The sequence below is a fragment of the Myxococcus virescens genome (genome assembly GCF_900101905.1).
In the GTDB taxonomy this organism is placed as follows: domain Bacteria; phylum Myxococcota; class Myxococcia; order Myxococcales; family Myxococcaceae; genus Myxococcus; species Myxococcus virescens.
On the sequence record NZ_FNAJ01000003.1, the window covers coordinates 761,468 to 777,551 of the forward strand.

Genomic DNA, 16,084 nt, shown 5'->3' on the forward strand with positions numbered 1-16,084 from the left:
GGTCGCCCTTGGACTTCGGACCGCGCGCTTCACTCCAACCGGTTGACGAACGTGGCGCCGCGAAGCACCTGCCCGTCCGGCAACCGCGCTTCCACCTGCCACAGCAACGTCGTTCCCGGTTGCAACGGCGCCAGCACCTCGGCGGGCACCCGGTACTCACGCGTCTCCAGCGAGTCCACGCGGTGGACCCAACTCAGGTCCTCCGTGGACAACCGCACCGACCAACGGGTTCCCTCGGGACCGCCGCTCCAGCGCAGCACACAGGCGTCGCGCTTGAGAGGCACCGCCTCTGGCACCTGGGAGACGACCGCCGCCGTATCGCCGCCACGCAGCCGCGGCACTTCGGGCTCATCCCGCATCACCACGCCCACGACGATGAGGGCCAGGGCCGCGGTCGCCGCCACGCCCCACAAGGGCTGGCTCCACGCGAAGCGGAAGCGGCGCTTCTGCCGCGCGTCACCGTCTCGGCGCCGGGTGCGCGAACTGTCCGCCAGGGGCTCCACGGGAGGCGCGGCCTCCGCGGCGGAGCGCGTCAGTTCATTCGCGAGCCGCCAGGCCGCCGCCCAGGCCGGGTCCGCCGCCACACGCTCGACGACCGCGCGGCGCTCCTCGGCGGGCAGCTCGCCGCTCACCGCGCGCCAGACGAGGTCCGCATCCACCGGCGCCTCCGCGCGCTCCACCGGGTCCTCGGCACGCACGGCGGCGCGCAGACGTTCGACGGTGGCATCATCGGGCTTCGTCTCGTCGCGTCCTCGCTCGCTCACGGCTCGAATCCCTTCGTGGAGAGGCACAGGCGCAGCGCGGCCAGGCCGCGGTAGATGAGGTTCTCGGTGCGCTTGTCGTCCCAGCCCAACAGCCGCGCGGACTCCGGCACGCTGTGGCCTTGCAGGAACAGCGTCACCGCCAGCCGGCGGTCTTGCACCAGCTTGCGCAGGCAGTCGCGCACGGCCTGGGCAATCTGGGAGCCGCCCGCGGCCTTCTCCGGGTCGCCCGATGCCACCGGCGGCTCGGGCAGCGACTCCACCTCTTCCAGTTGGACCTCACGGCGGCGTGACACGTTGCGCAACTCGTCCACCAGCGCCGTGTATGCGACGCGGTACAGATAGGCGGAGGTCAACCGGCTGCGGTCCGGCTCGCGCCGCTGCAGCTCCATGACGCGCATCATGGCCGTCTGCACCAGGTCATCGCGGCGATCGGCCATCCGGGGCGGACACACCCGGGCCACCGCACGGGCCAGGTCCTCTCGCAGCCGCTCCAGCACGTCCGAGGGGAGAGAGACCATGGCCTGTGCCGGCCTGTGTCGAGGCTCCACGTGGAAGTTCCTCCGAGGTGCATTCATGGTCATCGAAAGGTCCCTCCCGCGGCAAGTGAGGTGGCAAACATGAGGCGCCCCCTGGAAGGCGATGCACTCCGCGATTCAGGGAGGCCGGACGACTACGGCAGGGCTGCATCCCAGACGATGATGCGCAGCCGCATGTCGGCGTCGGTGAGTCGCATCCGGCGCATGGCGGAGTCGGGTCCCCAAGTAAGCGTGGCATTGGAACGGGCCGTCGTGGGCGTCTTGCCACCCGAACGGAGGGCGGGATTTTTTACCCTCACTTCACCCGTACGATTTCCGGCGAGGGCGTCAGGGTCGGGCGCTACGGCAAGGCCCGGTGGTATCGCCTGGAGTGGCAAACCCACCGGGCCGCGGCCCCGCCATGCGCACCGGCACCAACAGGGGCTTCTGACGCGGACAGCCCGGCGAGGAGGACGAAGACCGCTGCTCGCGAGGCAGCGGCCTCCGTCACTGGTTGGCCAGCGCCGTTCGCAGGCTGTCGAGCAGGTAGGAGTTGAGTTCCTCGCTCGACAGCTTCGGCTCCTCCCGGAGTCGGGCCCGGGCGAACTGCTGCCACTCGTGCAGCTCTCGCGGCGTCGGCTCGCGCTTCATGTTCGCCGGCATCCCCCGGTAGGCGTGGAACATGAATTCATAGGCCTCCCGGATGAAGCGCTCGATGTTGAGCGCCGCGGGCTTGCTCATGCCCGTCAGCTCGTTACGCACCGCATCCCGGATGGCGTACTTGAGCTCCTCCGGAGTGATGTCCGGGTTCTCCCGCCGCTTCTCCGCCGAGAAGGCGCGCCAGGACTGCATCTCCTCGTCCGTGGGGGCGCGGGACGCTCCCAGGTAGCACAGCGATACCCAGCCGATGGCCTCCATGATGAAGCCATCGATGTTCGCGGGAGACAGGGTGTCCATCCCCAGCGCCTGCGCCCGGATGGCGTCGGTGATGGCGTGTCTGAGCTCTTCCGGCGTCATCTTCGGGTTCTCGGCGAGCTTCGCGGTGGCGAAGGCACGCCAGTGCGCCATCTCCGCCGGAGAGGCGTGGCGCGTCTTGCCCTCGTAACACTTCGAGACCCACCCGATGGCGTCTTCGATGAACCGTTCGATGTTCGCGGGCGACGCGGAGTCCGTGCCTGTCATCTTCGCGCGGAGGGTATCGGTGATGGCGTACTTGAGCGCCACGGGAGACATCTCCGGGTCCTCCCGGAGCTTCTCCGCCGCGAAGACGCGCCAGTACGCCATCTCCGCGGGGGAGGCATGACGCTCCTTGCCCTGGTAGCAGAGCGTGACCCACTTCACGGCGTCGTCGATGAACTTGTCGACGTTCTCCGGTGACGTCGAGTCCATCTTCATCACCTTCGCCCGCACCGCGTCGATAATGGCGTACTTGAGTGCGTCCGGCTGGATATCGGGGTTCTCCCGCTTCTTCTCGGCGGCGAAGGCGCGCCAATGGTGCATCTCTTCTTCGGTGGCGTTACGCGACGCCCCCTCGTAGCACCAGGTCACCCAGCCGATGGCTCCGGAGATGTACAGGTCGATGTTCTCGACCGTCGCGACATCCAGCCCGTCCCGCTCGAGCCGCAGCTCGTTCGCGATGGCGGCGCGGACCTGCTCGGCGGTGATTTGGGGGGCGTTGGCGCGAAGCTCACGCGCGAAGCCCAGCCACTTGGTCCGCTCCGGTCCACGCGGCCACCGGTCGCCCTGGAAGATTTCCCGGTAGGCCTCGTCGATGCAGCGCGCCATGCGCTCATCGGTCAGCAGCCCCAGCAGAGAGGGGAGCACCTCCCTCGCATGGGCCGCCTGCTGCATGGCGTTGGAAGGGCCCAGGGACTCGATGTTGTAGTGGCGGGCAGCCGCGACCGGCGCGGCACGCTGGGCCGGAATCACCGAGCCGAGCAGGTCCACGAACGCGCGGGCGGAGCTCAGGTCCGCCACGGTCCGGACCTTGGGCGCGGAGACAGAAGAAAGACGCTCACCAATGCTCGTCACGAATCCCCCGGGCGAATGCGCTCTCATTGCCTCGGGTGGATTAAGAGGCCGGGCCGGGGGGCGATAGGCCATCTCTCATGAAATCGCATCTGCCGGCGCGGGCCCCTCCTTCGTGGACTTCCTGGTGAAGGTGTTCATCGAGCGCATCGAGCCGACGGACAGGTGCCTTCAGTCGCAGTACCTGTACATCGTCCCCAATGAGCATCCCGGGCGCTTGCCGTTCCCCTTGCAGAACGGCCCGTCCTTCATCGCCTTGTCCTTGGCGATGACAGCCTGCAGGCTGTCTCCTTGGGTCCAGTAGAGGCACTCGTACACCGGCCCCGCCATCGGGCAACAGCCACAGCCACAGGCTTCATACGTATCGCCGACATCGGGAGGAGCGCCCTGTGCCGTAATGGGGTGAGGCATCGGGGCGTTACACCCCACCGTGAACGCCAGCAGCACTCGCAACGCACGCATGTGGGGACAGTAGGGAGAACCACGCGGGCGTGCCCATCCGCCAGTTGCCTGACAGCCGCTTTGCGGGTGTCACACCCATCCGGTATGGAACGCGCATGACTCACCCGACCTCATCGACGGACTTCGATCCACAACTGGCCCCCCTCCTCCCGCCGCTGAAGGGGTATGTGCCCTTGCAGATGTCGTTGGAGCAGCTCGAGCACTTCCGCCGGTTGAGCCATGTGACCTGGGAAACGCTGATGGGCGACGCGCAGGTCAGCTGCGTTGACTACAGCATCCCCGGATACCAGGGCGCCGAAATCGTGGTCTCCGTCATTGCCCGGCAAGGCCACTCGGTTCCCGGTCCCGCCGTCTATCACATCCATGGCGGCGGCATGGTGATGGGCACCCGCTTCGCGGGGGCGAAGCCGCTCGTGGAATGGGCGCTCCGCCATGATGCGGTCTGTGTCACCGTCGAGTACCGGCTGGCGCCCGAGCATCCAGCGCCCACCCTGGTGGAGGACTGCTACGCCGGGCTGGCGTGGATGGCGGCGCATGCTGACATGCTCCGGTTTGATCCGAATCAGCTGGTCATCTTCGGCGGGAGCGGCGGCGGAGGGCTCGCGGCGGGCACCACGCTTCTGGCTCGGGACCGGCAGGGTCCTCGGCTGTTGGGCCAACTTCTGCAATGCCCGATGCTGGATGACCGGAACGAGACGGAATCCGCACACCGCTACGACGGCGTCGGCGTCTGGGACCGCACCAGCAACCTGACCGCCTGGAGAGCCGTGCTGGGAGACCGCTGCGGAGGGCCCGAGGTGTCTCCGTATTCCGCGCCCGCGCGAGCATCGGACTTGAGCGGACTGCCGCCCACCTTCATCGACGTCGGAGGAGCGGAGACGTTTCGAGACGAAGCTGTCGCCTATGCCCGCGGAATCCTGGCGGCGGGCGGTGAGTGCGAGCTGCACGTCTGGGGCGGAGCCTTCCATGGCTTCTATGACATCGCCCCGCAGTCCGACCTGGCGCGCGCATGCATCGCGGCACGCGACGCGTGGATTGCACGGATGTTCGCCCGCGGCGCCATGAGCCCGTGTTCTCCGTAATGAAGATGAAGTTGGTTCAACGGGCTGCTGGCGGGCCGTGTATCTGAGGCGCCTGCCACACCGTCATCGTTGCCCTACAGCTCCCCCACTTGCTTCCAGGAATTTCCCCCATGTTCCATGCGCACCGCGTCCCACGAGTCCTGGTCTTCGCCCTGCTCCCGGTCCTCTCCGCCTGTTCCTCTTCCGAATGCACGGAGAACCGAGACTGCGCGTCCCGTGGACCGGACATCGTCTGTGTGGAGGAGACTTGCGTTCAGGCCGCCTTGCCCGACGCGGGAACCGTCGACGCGGGAACGGAAGACTCCGGGGTGGACGCGGGTTCAACGGACCCGGGCTCGGATGACGGTGGCGTGGACGCAGGCTCGGGCGATGCCGGCGCTCCGGACTCGGGCACGGATGCTGGGAGCTCCGCGCCGGAGGCTTCGCTGCGCATCACGGAGATCAACCCGTACGTCCAGCAGGAGCTCATCGAGCTGGTGGCCGTCACCGGCGGCTCACTGACGGGCATCTCCCTCAAGGAGCTCACCAACTCCGACTTCACCTTCACCTTCCCCCAGGGCTACACGGTGGAGACAGGCGCGGTGTTGGTCCTCCACCTTCGCGGCGCCTGCACGGATGCCCCAGGGAACCCGGCCTCCTGTGGCCAGGCCGCCCCCTTCACCGCCGGGGCATGGGACTTCAGCATGCCGGGCTCGCTGAGCTACTCCGGCAAGGTCTTCGAACTCTTCGCGTCGGATGGCACTCCCATTGACGGCGTTCCATTCGTCCGAGCCTCCGGGGAGATGCCGTCCAACATCGTCGCCGCGGTCCAGCGCCTGCAGGCAGACCGGGTCTGGGACCCGACGCCTTGTGTGCATGACCTCCAGACCGGGTTCGCCCGTGACCGGTACTGCCGCAACATCGCCGTGGACTGGTCCAACATGAACGCGGACGCAAACGTCATGCGCATCGCCGGCGACTCGCCGCTGACGACGCCCGGGACTCGGTCGCAGTGGAGTGGCCCCCTGCCTTCACGCTGGGGCACCTACTAGCGACGACGGCTCCGGACGTCGCAAGGCGAGACCATGTCGCGGCGCTGACGCTCGTATCATGCGCCTCGCATGACGCCCACCGAGGCGCAGTAGGGGAAGCAGCCCATGCCGTAGCGCGTCTCGCCTTCTGAGGCCCCCGCGTGCGGCATGGGCCCCTTGTCTGTCAGGCGCCCTCATGCCGGCGACACGGGGGCCGGTGCGTTGCCCTTGAGCAAGGTCAGCAGTCCGGCGAGCAGCCCGACCCCAGGCGAGCCACCCAGGAGCGCTGCCCCCAGGACCATCCGCTCGTAGTCGTCCCCTGTCGGTGCGCCCGACGCTTTGGGCCCACTGAACATCCACAGATAGGCGGATACGCCCACCACCACCGTGGCGGCTCCGGAAATCAGCAGGAACCACTTCCACGAGCCGCGCCCCTTTCGCACCGCGAACAGGTGGATGAGGAGTGACACGACCCCAAGCACGCCCCCGCCAAAGAGCGCCAGAAAGAAAGCCCCGATGACGAACATTCCCATGGCGCGGCATCCTAGACCTCCCCCCCGCGTCTGGACACTGCGGGTCAGGGGGGTGGAGAGCCATCCACGTATGAATATCCCAACGCCGCGAAGCCCCCGCTTGAGGCTGTCTATCGACGGGTAGGAGTGCCGCGTCGTGACGAGCTTCAGCCTCACATGGGACTTCAACTTGGCGACGCCATGTCCGGCGGAAACCACACCGCAGGCTTCGTCGGGTTGACGGCTGCGCGTGACGTTCGCGCCTGCACCCGCTGGGAGCCCCACTGCACGCGATGGCTATTGGCGCGCCGGCCAGAAGCGCGCTGAAACAAGGGAAGCCTGCCCCTGCGAGGACTTCGTTCCTCCACCCAGCCCACCAAACTGAGCCGCGGTCAGTCTGGCGCGGAGGGCCCGCGATCTTTTTTCCGACCGACCGATGATTTTCGGCGGCCATGGCGGTCCAACCCTCAAAAACCGCTTCACGGAGAACCCCATGACCACGGCGACCCACACCGAACTCCAGCACACCGCCCCGGCAACCCGCCTGCAGGCGGGCACGCAGTCCTCCTCGAAGAAGGCCCTGTGGACGGGACGCGTCCTGAGCGGCATCGCCGTCCTCTTCCTGCTGTTCGATGCCACCGGGAAATTGCTCCAGATTCCGGAGGCGCAGCAGGGAACGGTGGAGCTCGGCTACCCCGTGAGCGTGCTCTTCGGATTGGGAATCGTTCAGCTGGTGTGCCTGGCGGTGTATCTCATTCCCCGGCTCTCGGTGCTGGGGGCCATCCTGTGGACGGGCTATCTCGGAGGCGCGGTCGCCACCCATGTCCGGGTCGGCAACCCGCTCTTCTCCCACATGCTCTTCCCCGTCTACGTCGCGACGCTGCTCTGGCTGGGGCTCTGGCTGCGCGACGCGCGGCTGCGCGCCGTCCTGCCGGGCCGGGCCACGTCGCCAGAGTCTTCAGGCCGCCCTGGCGCGGAACCGTAGCCCGCTCTTCCCGCCGGGCCCCTGGCTGCCTGGCTCCGAGAGAAGAACGGCCCCTGGGCTCGAGAGGCAGGAAGCCGGGTCTCCTCCTCTTCGCCGTGAACGGGATACTACGGCCACTCCATACAATTGGTGCCTCGCTGCACAGCGATTGGCGATGGCGTGCTGAGCTCCGCTCGAGAGGCGAGCCTCTGTCCGATGTCCGGCACGGCCCGGCCGCCGGATGAAGCGCGGGCTTTCCACTCGACTCAAGGCACGCGATGTTCAATTCCGTTCTATCCCCCCAGGAGAGAGTCGCATGCGAACCCTGTCAATGCCCCTCATCGTCGCCGCCCTCCTAACTGGCTGCAGCCAGACCCCAGACCCCACGCCAACGCCACAAGACTCAGGCGTCCCGCAGCAGGACTCGGGCGTCCCGCCGGAAGATTCGGGCGTCCCGCCAGATGACGCGGGCGTCCCGCCAGATGACGCGGGCGTTCCGCCAGACGACGCGGGTGTTCCGCCAGAAGATCCGCTTCCCACCGGCCCTCCGGTCCCGCAGGGCCCGCCCAACGTGCCCGAGTTTGATCCGGCCTTCCCCGGGCAGACACGCGTCCCAGCCATCCAGACACAGACGCCCATCCAGGTCACCGAGATTGCCTCGGGCTTCAGGAATCCCTGGGCCATCGCCTTCCTGCCCGACCAGCGCATGCTGGTGACGGAGAAGCCCACCGGCTCGCTCTACATCGTCACGCCGCAGGGCGCGAAGTCCCCTGCCGTCGCGGGGCTGCCCTCCGTGGATGGCCGTGGCCAGGGGGGCCTGCTCGACGTGGAGGTCGGCCCCGACTACGCACAGAGCCAGCTCATCTACTGGACCTATTCCGAGCCACGCCAGGGCGGCAACGGGCTCGCGGTGGCGCGTGCGAAGCTCGTGGACGGTGCGCAGCCTCGCGTGGAGGACGTCCAGGTCATCTTCCGCATGATGCCCACGCTCGAGTCGACGCTGCACTCGGGGGGACGGATGGTGTTCACCCCCGACGGCAAGCTGTTCGTCACGCTCGGCGAGCGCTCCATCCTCGCGGGCCGGGTGCAGGCTCGGGAACTGAACAGCCACTTCGGCAAGGTGGTCCGCATCAATCCCGACGGCTCCGTGCCCCAGGACAACCCCTACGTGAACACCGAGGGGGCGAAGCCGGAAATCTGGTCGGTGGGCCACCGCAACGTCCTGTCGGCGGCGCTCGACAGCCAGAACCGGCTGTGGACGGTCGAAATGGGACCGCGCGGGGGTGACGAGCTCAACCGCCCCGAGGCCGGCAAGGACTACGGCTGGCCCACCATCGGGTATGGCGAGGAGTACTCCGGCGCGCCCATCCACGAGAGCCCTCGGGGCCCAGGCATGGAGCAGCCCGTGTACTACTGGGACCCGGTCATTTCTCCCTCGGGGATGACCATCTACTCGGGGAGCCTGTTCCCCGAATGGCGGAACAACATCTTCATCGGAGGCCTGTCCAGCCAGGCGCTGGTGCGGCTCATGATGCGGAATGACCGCGTCGTGGGCGAGGAGCATCTCCTCAAGGACCTGGGCGTGCGCATCCGCGAGGTGGTGCAGGGCCCCGACGGAGCCCTCTACCTGCTCACCGACGCCACCAACGGAAAGCTGCTCAAGGTCACGCCGCGCTGAAGTCACCGCCGGCCACGGCATGCGCTCCACGCTCCCCGAGCGACTCGGTCCTCGGGGGGCGCGGAGCTGCGGCTTCAACCCGCCCCTCTCCGTCCAATCCGTCCGCATTCCGGAACCAAACCAGCCTCCGGAGTGTCTGGGGCCCGCGTCGAGCCCACGACCCCGGAGAATCCATGACGATGAGACTCGCCGTCGGCGCCCTGCTGCTGCTCTGGGGGTGCGCGACGCCTCCTGCGGCCCCGCGGCGCCCCCTGCCCGCGAAGGCAGGGCCCGTCTTCCTGGAGAATGACTGGGAGGGAGCGCTCCGGGCGGGGCGGGAGGGGCGGCGGCCCGTCCTCGTGGAGGCCTGGGCCCCCTGGTGCCAGTCGTGCCGGTCCATGCGCGCCACGGTGCTGGCGTCCCCCGCCCTGGATGAGTGGGCGGACCGCTTCGTCTGGCTCGCGGTGGACACGGACGCCGACACCAGCATGGCCTTCCTCCAGCGATACCCGGTGGACACGTGGCCCACCTTCTTCGTCCTGGAGCCGGAACACGGCGCCGTCCTCGCGCGCTCGTTGGGTGCGGTGTCCCTCCCCCAATTCCTGGGCTTGCTCGAGCAATCCGAGCGGACCTTCCAGCAAGGCCGCCTGGGCACGGAGGCGCTGGTCCGGGCGGAGGCGCTCGCCCTCTCCGGTCAGCACGGCGAAGCCGCGGTGGCCTATCAGCGGGCCCTGGAGCAGTTGGCCCCCGAGGACGCGCGCCGCGCGGGCGCCCTCGTGTCCTGGAGCAAGTCGCTGGCCGCCACGGGCGCCTCCGCGGACTGCATGCGGGTGGCCGTGAGGGAGCTGCCGAAGCTCTCGCGCGTGGATGATCGCACGCGGCTGCTGTACGTGGGCATGGGCTGCGCGCTGGACACGAACACCGAGGAGGCGCGAGCGGTGCGAGGCCAGTTCGCCGAGGAGGCAAACCGGGCCCTGGGTGCTCCCGAGACCGCGCTGACTCCGCTTCAACGCTCGTCGCTCTACGAGCTTGCATGCGAAGCCCGTGAGGCGACCGGGGACGAAGCCGGGCTGCGCGACCAGGCGCGGACCTGGTGGGCGTTCCTCCAGCTCCAAGCCACTCACGCGAATGGGGCCGAGGAGCGCGCGGCGCTCGATTCGCATCGGGTGATGGCCACCGCGCTGTTGGACCAGCCGGACGCCGCCATTCCCCTCTTGGAGCGCAGCGAGCGGGAGCTGCCCGGGGACTACAACCCGCCAGCCCGGCTCGCGACGCTGTACCTGATGGCCGGGAGGAAGGATGAGGCGCTGACGGCGAGCAAGCGGGCCCTGGCCCTGGCCAGGGGCGTCTCCCGAGGCACCGTGCTCGCGGGCCATGCACGCATCCTCATGGCACATGGCGAGCGGGCACACGCGGAGCGGCTGCTGACCGAGGCCTTGAGCGAGATGGACCGGACGCCAGGCATTCCCCAGGACCATCTCCAGCGAAAGGTCCTCGAGCAAACCCTCGCGAGGCTTCGCGCGAGCAACGGTGCGGCGCCGAAGTGAACGGCGAACGGAAGGCCGCCATGAGTCGGCGCTGAAAGGCTCCGCCTTGCAGGGCCGGGGGCGGGCAGCCAGGCGGATGGGCCCCACCATTTCGCCCGAGCCTGGCCTGTTTCGCCTACGCTGCCCGCCGTCTCCTGAAAGGCCGGTGTCCGTCGCATGGGTGGTCGTGTGCTCTCTCCAGTCCTCCTCGTCGGTGCGGGAACGGGGGAGGCCACGTGCGGCATCCTGTACCTGGCGGGCTACCTGCGGCGCGGCGGCATCGAGGCCTTCGTGCGGCTGTACGATGGGGATGAGACCGAAGCCGAGGTGACACGCACCTTCGAGAGTCTCCTGCGCCGCGTACGCCCGAAGCTCGTGGGCATCAGCCTCAAGTGGTTCCACCACGTGGACCGTGCGCTGCTCATCGCGAGGACGGTGCGGCGGCTCGACCCCTCCATCCGCATCGTCGTGGGTGGCAACTCCGCGTCGTACTGGTGGAAGGAGCTGAGCGGCTACGACAGCATCGACCACATCGTGCTGGGCGACGGCGAGGTGCCACTGCTGGCGCTGTGCAATGGCGAGGAGGCGCCGCCCAACGTCGTGACGAGGAGTCCGGACGGCCGTCCGCGCCGGCTGCCGCTGGAGTACGTGCAGCGCGCCACGAACACGGACGACATCTATTACTCGCACTTCAACGACATCTTCCTCAGCCAGATGGACCAGCACTCGTTCTCCGGCTGGGTCGCGCCCGGCAAGGGGTGCGGTGAGAACTGCCTGTATTGCGGCGGGGCGCGAGGCAACCAGAAGGCGGACTTCGGGCGCGCGAAGCCCTTCCTGCGCGCCGAGGAGAACGTGCGCCGCGACCACCAGGAGATCGCCGGGCGGACGTGGCAGATGCGCTACGACTTCGCGGGCAGCACCGCCGGTTTCCTGAGCAGCACCTGGGCGGGCGTGGACCTCTCCCGCCACTGCTGCACGTACTTCCTGTGGGGCGTGCCTCGGGTGGAGCTGGTGGCGGCGCTGGCCGAGACGTTCCAGCGCGTCTACATGGTCATCGACATCGGTTGCTTCTCCGAACAGCAGCGGCTGGAGCAGATGGGCCGAGGACTGCTAAAGCCCTGCGCGAAGGACCGCGAGCTGCTGGAAGTCATCGACGCCTGCCGCAAGTACCCCAACCTGGACATCGAAATCTCCGGCATCGGAGGCCTGCCCTTCGCGAGCAAGGCCACCCTGGCGGAGGAATTACGGCTCGTGGAGCGCATCATCGGCCTGGACTGCGTGGTGGGCTACCAGCGGCTCGAGGCGCAGCCCGGGGCGCTGGTGACGCAGCACCCCGCGCGCTTCGACATGGTGACGGAGGCGAAGACCTTCGCGGAGTTCCTCGACTACTTCGAGCGCCGCGAGCCCGGTGACGTGTCCGTGCCGATGATTCGCTTCCGCGACGCGGGCCTGGAGGCGGCGGTCCAGCACACCTCCGACCGGGTGGACGCGCTGGCCTGGAAGCACCGCGACACGCGCAAGCGCGTCGCCATCCAGGGCAGGACGCGGCTGCGCAACACCGCTCCCTGGACCCAACGCTTCACCCTGGGGGAGTGGCTGGGCAGCCACCGCGCCCCCGCGAAGCTCGCGGGTGAGGCGGTGACGGTCCTCCGCTCCGTGGATGGCATCACGATGAGCTGCGCCCCTTCTGTCAGCCCGAAACGGTTCTCCGACCCCACGCTCACGCAGGGCGAGGACGGCGCCATCCTCCTGGCCGCCCTGGCCGCCTTCGAGCACCCCACGACGGTCTCCAGCGCCGTGTCGAAGCTCGGCGCGAAGGCGCGGCTCGACCCGCATTCCGCGCGAGAGGTCATCGACCACCTGGTGGACGGACGCTTCCTCCAGCCGGCGTGAGCTTTCGCACCGAGGAGACGGCTTCACGCAACTTCACGAGCCCCGGACAACAGGGGCGCAGCAAGACGGGGCCCGACGGATTCCTCGCCCGGGGAACGGTGGGGCGAATAAATCGGCCGGAAAAGGCCATGTCACATGCGGCACCGGCTGCGTCGTCCTGAGGTTGAACGCAGGCACTTTCGCCCTGCACGACACTCAGGAGCCGTCCATGAAGCCCCGGATGAACGCGTTCGCCGTCGCCCCCGATGCGATGAAGTTGACGCTCGATTACGGCCAGAAGCTGCTGGAGCTGGGCCTGGAGAAGCGCCTCCAGGAGCTGGTGAAGATCCGCGCATCGCAGCTCAACGGCTGCGCGTTCTGCATCCACATGCACACCCGGGACGCCCGCGCGCATGGGGAGACCGAGGAGCGCATCTACCTGCTGGACGGTTGGCGCGAGTCGCCCCTGTACACCGAGCGCGAACGGGCGGCCCTGGCCTGGACGGAGGCCCTGACGCACGTCTCCCAGACGCACGCGTCCGATGAGGACTACGCTGCCCTCGCGCCGCACTTCTCGGAGCAGGAAATCGTGCATCTCACCCTGCTCATCGGGATGATCAACACCTGGAACCGCATCTCCGTGGGGTTCCGCTCCACTCACCCCGTCACCACTCCCCGCACCGAGGCCGCCTGACGTGAATCCCGCTGACGCCTTCCACCCGCTGCGCCCCCGCTTGCTCCGCATCGCCTACCGGATGCTGGGCATCGTCGCGGAGGCAGAGGACGTGGTGCAGGAGGCGTACTTGCGCTGGCACCAGACCGACCGCGCCGCCGTGCGCGACGCCGAGGCCGTGCTCGTCCGCACGGTGACGCGGTTGTGTCTGGACGTCCTGAAGTCCGCCCGCGTACGCCGCGAGGAATACGTGGGCACCTGGCTTCCAGAGCCCATCGTCGATGCGGTGGAGGGTGATGACTTGACGCTGCCCCTGATGATGGCCCTGGAGCGGTTGTCCCCGCTGGAGCGAGCCGCCTTCCTCCTGCACGACGTGTTCGGCATGGACTTCGAGGAGGTGGCGAAGGCCATGGGCCGGGCCCCTGCCGCGTGCCGCCAGCTCGCCAGCCGCGCACGGGCCCACGTGCGCGAGGCTCGGCCGCGATTTCCCGTGTCGGAAGCGCAGGGCAGTGAGCTGGCCTCGGCCTTCTACGTCGCGTCCCGGAGCGGGGACATGGGGGCGCTCCAAGCGCTCCTGGCCCAGGACGTCGTCGTATACTCCGACGGTGGCGGCAAGGTGAAGGCGGCCCTCAACCCCATCTACGGTCAGGAGAAGACGCTGCGCTTCTTCGAGGGCCTGCTGCGCATCACGGGCGTGAACTCCTCGCAGCGGGTGCACGAGGGATTCATCGACGGACTGCCCGCCTTCGTCACCCTGGAGAAGGACGGCACGCTCCAGACGACGGCCCTGGGCATCGAAGATGGCCGAATCGCCACAATCTACGTCACTCGCAACCCCGACAAGCTCCAGGGTATCCGCGGGCTCGTGGCGGACAAGCTGCCGTCCTGACCTGGGCCACGGGTTCAGGTGTTCGTTCAAGGCGCGACGAAGCACGCCTGGATGCGGCCGGCGTCTGTCCATTCGCCCGCTTCGGCAGGAATACCGCGTTGCGACCACCCTCCCCGCCGTGGACCCTGCCGCCGGACTGATGTTGCAAGGGGGCGAATCATGCGTGGACCGTCGAAGCAAACTCGCGGCTGGAGCGCTTTGCTCCTCGGGGGGCTCCTCTCTCTGGCGTGTGGCGGTGAAGCGGAGCTGTTCGAAGGCAACTCCCCTTCGAGAGAGGACGCCGAGGCCGGGCTTCATGGTCCGGGGAGCCAGGGGCCCTACCCGAACTGGGCGACACCGACCTTCGCGACGGATGCCCAGGTGGCCGAGGACGGAAACCAGTTCTTCGTGGCCTGGTCCGACGGCCGCCCCGGCCGCTTCTACGCCGCGCGCGTCTCGAAGAATGGCCGGCTGCTGGACCCGGATGCCATCCCCCTCAACCCCGGTTTTCGACCCGACGCCTACTACCATGCGACCGCGTTCGATGGCCGGCAGTTCCTCGTCGTCTGGACCGGAGACACCTCCATCTTCCTGACGCGTGTCAACCGGAACGGGACATTGGACGGCCCGCCGGTCACGCTCTTCACCCCCACCGACCACCAGCCCGCGGGCTCCCCGGGCATCGCCTGCCACGACCGCAAGTGCCTGGTGGCGTGGATTGGCTTCGGTGGAACCGCCACTGGCGCGGTCCGCGGCATCACCCTGAACACGGCGAAGCCGGGCTTCGACGTCCAGGAAGTCTTCATCTCCAACCAGCTGTCTGCCATCAACTCCTATGGCGTCGCGGTGGCCTGGTCCCATGACCGGTACCTGGCGACATGGACGGACGCTCGCTTCGGCAGCCAGGACATCTTCGCCGCGAGAATCCGGCGCACGGGCGCGGTGCTCGACCCGGACGGCTTCGTCATCTCCGCTGCGCCGGGCAATCAGAACTTCTCGGCGGTGACGGCGACGAAGAAGGGCTTCTTCGTCGCCTGGAGCGACGCACGCAATGGCACCCCCGACATCTACGGCGCCCGAGTGAAGGACGGGACGGCGAACGTCCTGGACCCCAGCGGCATCCCCATCGCCACCTCGGGCACGAGCGACATCACGCCCAAGGTCGCCTCCGAGGGCCACCAGGTGCTCGTCACCTGGAGCGCGCTGACGGCCGACACCGGCCGCGTCCGTGGCGCCCGAGTGAAGCTGAACGGGGACGTCCGTGACCGCCACGGCTTCGCCATCTCCCGTGGCGCGGCGGCTCGCCAGCTCGTGTCTGGCAACGTGGCCTATGCCAACGACAAGTACTTCGTCGTCTACGGGCGTGCCCCCGTGCTCGATGAACCGCCCTATCAGGTCATCGTGGGGACCCGCGTGAAGCAGGATGATGTCTTGGACATCCCAGCCATCCGCATTTCACACGCGCCTTCGGTCGAACAACTCGCGCCGTGACGCGCGCCCTGGGTCAGGCGTTGTAGGCCCGTACCATCGGGGCCTCGCGCCAGAGACGCCCGTGTTGTCCTCGTAAGTCGTGACGTTGCGCGGAGGCACGGGCGTTCCTCGACACCGTGGCGCGGTCGCCCATGCTGCCTCGCACGTGCGTGCTGGACGCGGCCTGGGTGGAGAGCCGGGGCTGGGCGCTCCTGGAAGCCAACGCCGCGTGGGGCGCTGGGCTCAACGGCTGCGACGCGGCCGAAGCCGCCCGCTGTATCGCCGAAGCCACGCGCGCCTGAGCCGCCTCACCTCCAGCAGCGACGCGTGGCCTACGAGCCCGTCCACGCGGTGAGCGTCAAGGTAGTTGTCGCGTGAGAGGGTTCAACCGATGCGCTTCAACTCCTGCACGGCCGGGGTGGGGTTCGGGGAGGGGTTGAGGCGCACCGGGCCTGCTGGCGTCCAGTTCCGCGTGTCTCGACTCCATCGCTCAGGATGGCGGGCTTGAGCTCGCTGGTACACCTGATGGCGCTGAGCGAGTAGCGCCGTCTCCCGACTGAAGTGCCTGTCGTCTGGCGTGACGAAGCGGATGGCGGAGTGCAGGTGCTCGGTGTTGTACCAGGCCACGAAGCGCGCCACCCAGGCGCGCGCGTCCTCTGCGGATGCGAAGGGACGCTGAGG

General features: G+C 68.4%; 16 protein-coding genes. 10 read left to right on the plus strand and 6 right to left on the minus strand.

Features of this window, described 5'->3' with window-relative positions:
• Positions 1–29: 29 nt before the first annotated feature.
• The 4 genes from BLU09_RS13390 to BLU09_RS38185 form a co-directional block, all read right to left on the minus strand.
• Positions 30–764, minus strand: coding sequence for a hypothetical protein (locus tag BLU09_RS13390; RefSeq protein WP_244171689.1), 735 nt, complete (start codon positions 762–764; stop codon positions 30–32).
• Positions 761–1,282 carry an RNA polymerase sigma factor gene (locus BLU09_RS13395; protein WP_090489884.1) on the minus strand — a complete coding sequence of 174 codons (522 nt, stop codon included), beginning with the start codon at positions 1,280–1,282 and terminating at the stop codon, positions 761–763. Before BLU09_RS13395 ends, BLU09_RS13390 begins: the two co-directional genes overlap by 4 nt.
• A gap of 504 nt (positions 1,283–1,786) precedes the next feature.
• Positions 1,787–3,310 carry a hypothetical protein gene (locus BLU09_RS13400; protein WP_244171690.1) on the minus strand — a complete coding sequence of 508 codons (1,524 nt, stop codon included), beginning with the start codon at positions 3,308–3,310 and terminating at the stop codon, positions 1,787–1,789.
• A 168-nt stretch (positions 3,311–3,478) separates the two neighbouring features.
• Positions 3,479–3,769 carry a hypothetical protein gene (locus tag BLU09_RS38185; RefSeq protein WP_143043133.1) on the minus strand — a complete coding sequence of 97 codons (291 nt, stop codon included), beginning with the start codon at positions 3,767–3,769 and terminating at the stop codon, positions 3,479–3,481.
• A gap of 95 nt (positions 3,770–3,864) precedes the next feature.
• Between BLU09_RS38185 and BLU09_RS13405 the strand changes: the two genes are divergently transcribed.
• Both BLU09_RS13405 and BLU09_RS13410 read left to right on the plus strand, forming a co-directional pair.
• The gene (locus tag BLU09_RS13405) at positions 3,865–4,851 is read left to right on the plus strand and encodes an alpha/beta hydrolase (protein WP_090489889.1); all 987 of its coding nucleotides are present in this window, start codon (positions 3,865–3,867) and stop codon (positions 4,849–4,851) included.
• A gap of 110 nt (positions 4,852–4,961) precedes the next feature.
• On the plus strand, positions 4,962–5,882 hold the full coding sequence (locus BLU09_RS13410; RefSeq protein WP_090489892.1) for a lipoprotein TP_1001-related protein: 921 nt from the start codon (positions 4,962–4,964) through the stop codon (positions 5,880–5,882).
• A gap of 173 nt (positions 5,883–6,055) precedes the next feature.
• Here the strand turns inward: BLU09_RS13410 and BLU09_RS13415 are convergent, their stop codons facing one another.
• Positions 6,056–6,394 carry a hypothetical protein gene (locus tag BLU09_RS13415; protein ID WP_090489895.1) on the minus strand — a complete coding sequence of 113 codons (339 nt, stop codon included), beginning with the start codon at positions 6,392–6,394 and terminating at the stop codon, positions 6,056–6,058.
• Positions 6,395–6,866: 472 nt separating this feature from the next.
• Between BLU09_RS13415 and BLU09_RS13420 the strand changes: the two genes are divergently transcribed.
• From BLU09_RS13420 to BLU09_RS38190, 8 genes are all read left to right on the plus strand, one after another.
• Complete coding sequence (locus BLU09_RS13420) at positions 6,867–7,358, plus strand: DoxX family protein (protein ID WP_090489966.1); 492 nt, start codon at positions 6,867–6,869, stop codon at positions 7,356–7,358.
• Between the two features lie 295 nt (positions 7,359–7,653).
• Complete coding sequence (locus BLU09_RS13425) at positions 7,654–9,015, plus strand: PQQ-dependent sugar dehydrogenase (RefSeq protein ID WP_090489898.1); 1,362 nt, start codon at positions 7,654–7,656, stop codon at positions 9,013–9,015.
• A 173-nt stretch (positions 9,016–9,188) separates the two neighbouring features.
• Positions 9,189–10,541, plus strand: coding sequence for a thioredoxin family protein (locus BLU09_RS13430; RefSeq protein WP_090489899.1), 1,353 nt, complete (start codon positions 9,189–9,191; stop codon positions 10,539–10,541).
• A 156-nt stretch (positions 10,542–10,697) separates the two neighbouring features.
• A complete protein-coding gene (locus BLU09_RS13435) occupies positions 10,698–12,413 on the plus strand; it encodes a B12-binding domain-containing radical SAM protein (protein WP_090489902.1) in 1,716 nt (571 codons plus the stop codon).
• 208 nt (positions 12,414–12,621) lie between these two features.
• Complete coding sequence (locus tag BLU09_RS13440) at positions 12,622–13,086, plus strand: carboxymuconolactone decarboxylase family protein (protein ID WP_090489904.1); 465 nt, start codon at positions 12,622–12,624, stop codon at positions 13,084–13,086.
• A 1-nt stretch (position 13,087) separates the two neighbouring features.
• Complete coding sequence (locus BLU09_RS13445; RefSeq protein ID WP_090489906.1) at positions 13,088–13,954, plus strand: sigma-70 family RNA polymerase sigma factor; 867 nt, start codon at positions 13,088–13,090, stop codon at positions 13,952–13,954.
• Between the two features lie 159 nt (positions 13,955–14,113).
• Complete coding sequence (locus BLU09_RS13450; RefSeq protein ID WP_244171692.1) at positions 14,114–15,424, plus strand: hypothetical protein; 1,311 nt, start codon at positions 14,114–14,116, stop codon at positions 15,422–15,424.
• Between the two features lie 116 nt (positions 15,425–15,540).
• Positions 15,541–15,705, plus strand: a complete 165-nt coding sequence (locus BLU09_RS38190) for an ATP-grasp domain-containing protein (RefSeq protein WP_261770714.1) — start codon at positions 15,541–15,543, stop codon at positions 15,703–15,705.
• Between the two features lie 82 nt (positions 15,706–15,787).
• Here the strand turns inward: BLU09_RS38190 and BLU09_RS13455 are convergent.
• On the minus strand, positions 15,788–16,084 hold a 297-nt coding region (locus BLU09_RS13455; protein WP_143043135.1), incomplete at its 5' end, for an integrase core domain-containing protein.

Coding starts and splice junctions, on each gene's coding strand:
- BLU09_RS13395 (WP_090489884.1), bottom strand. CDS start 1,282: ATGGTCTCTCTCCCCTCGGACGTGCTGGAGCGGCTGCGAGAGGACCTG.
- BLU09_RS38185 (WP_143043133.1), bottom strand. CDS start 3,769: ATGCGTGCGTTGCGAGTGCTGCTGGCGTTCACGGTGGGGTGTAACGCC.
- BLU09_RS13405 (WP_090489889.1), top strand. CDS start 3,865: ATGACTCACCCGACCTCATCGACGGACTTCGATCCACAACTGGCCCCC.
- BLU09_RS13410 (WP_090489892.1), top strand. CDS start 4,962: ATGTTCCATGCGCACCGCGTCCCACGAGTCCTGGTCTTCGCCCTGCTC.
- BLU09_RS13415 (WP_090489895.1), bottom strand. CDS start 6,394: ATGGGAATGTTCGTCATCGGGGCTTTCTTTCTGGCGCTCTTTGGCGGG.
- BLU09_RS13420 (WP_090489966.1), top strand. CDS start 6,867: ATGACCACGGCGACCCACACCGAACTCCAGCACACCGCCCCGGCAACC.
- BLU09_RS13425 (WP_090489898.1), top strand. CDS start 7,654: ATGCGAACCCTGTCAATGCCCCTCATCGTCGCCGCCCTCCTAACTGGC.
- BLU09_RS13430 (WP_090489899.1), top strand. CDS start 9,189: ATGACGATGAGACTCGCCGTCGGCGCCCTGCTGCTGCTCTGGGGGTGC.
- BLU09_RS13435 (WP_090489902.1), top strand. CDS start 10,698: ATGGGTGGTCGTGTGCTCTCTCCAGTCCTCCTCGTCGGTGCGGGAACG.
- BLU09_RS13440 (WP_090489904.1), top strand. CDS start 12,622: ATGAAGCCCCGGATGAACGCGTTCGCCGTCGCCCCCGATGCGATGAAG.
- BLU09_RS13450 (WP_244171692.1), top strand. CDS start 14,114: ATGCGTGGACCGTCGAAGCAAACTCGCGGCTGGAGCGCTTTGCTCCTC.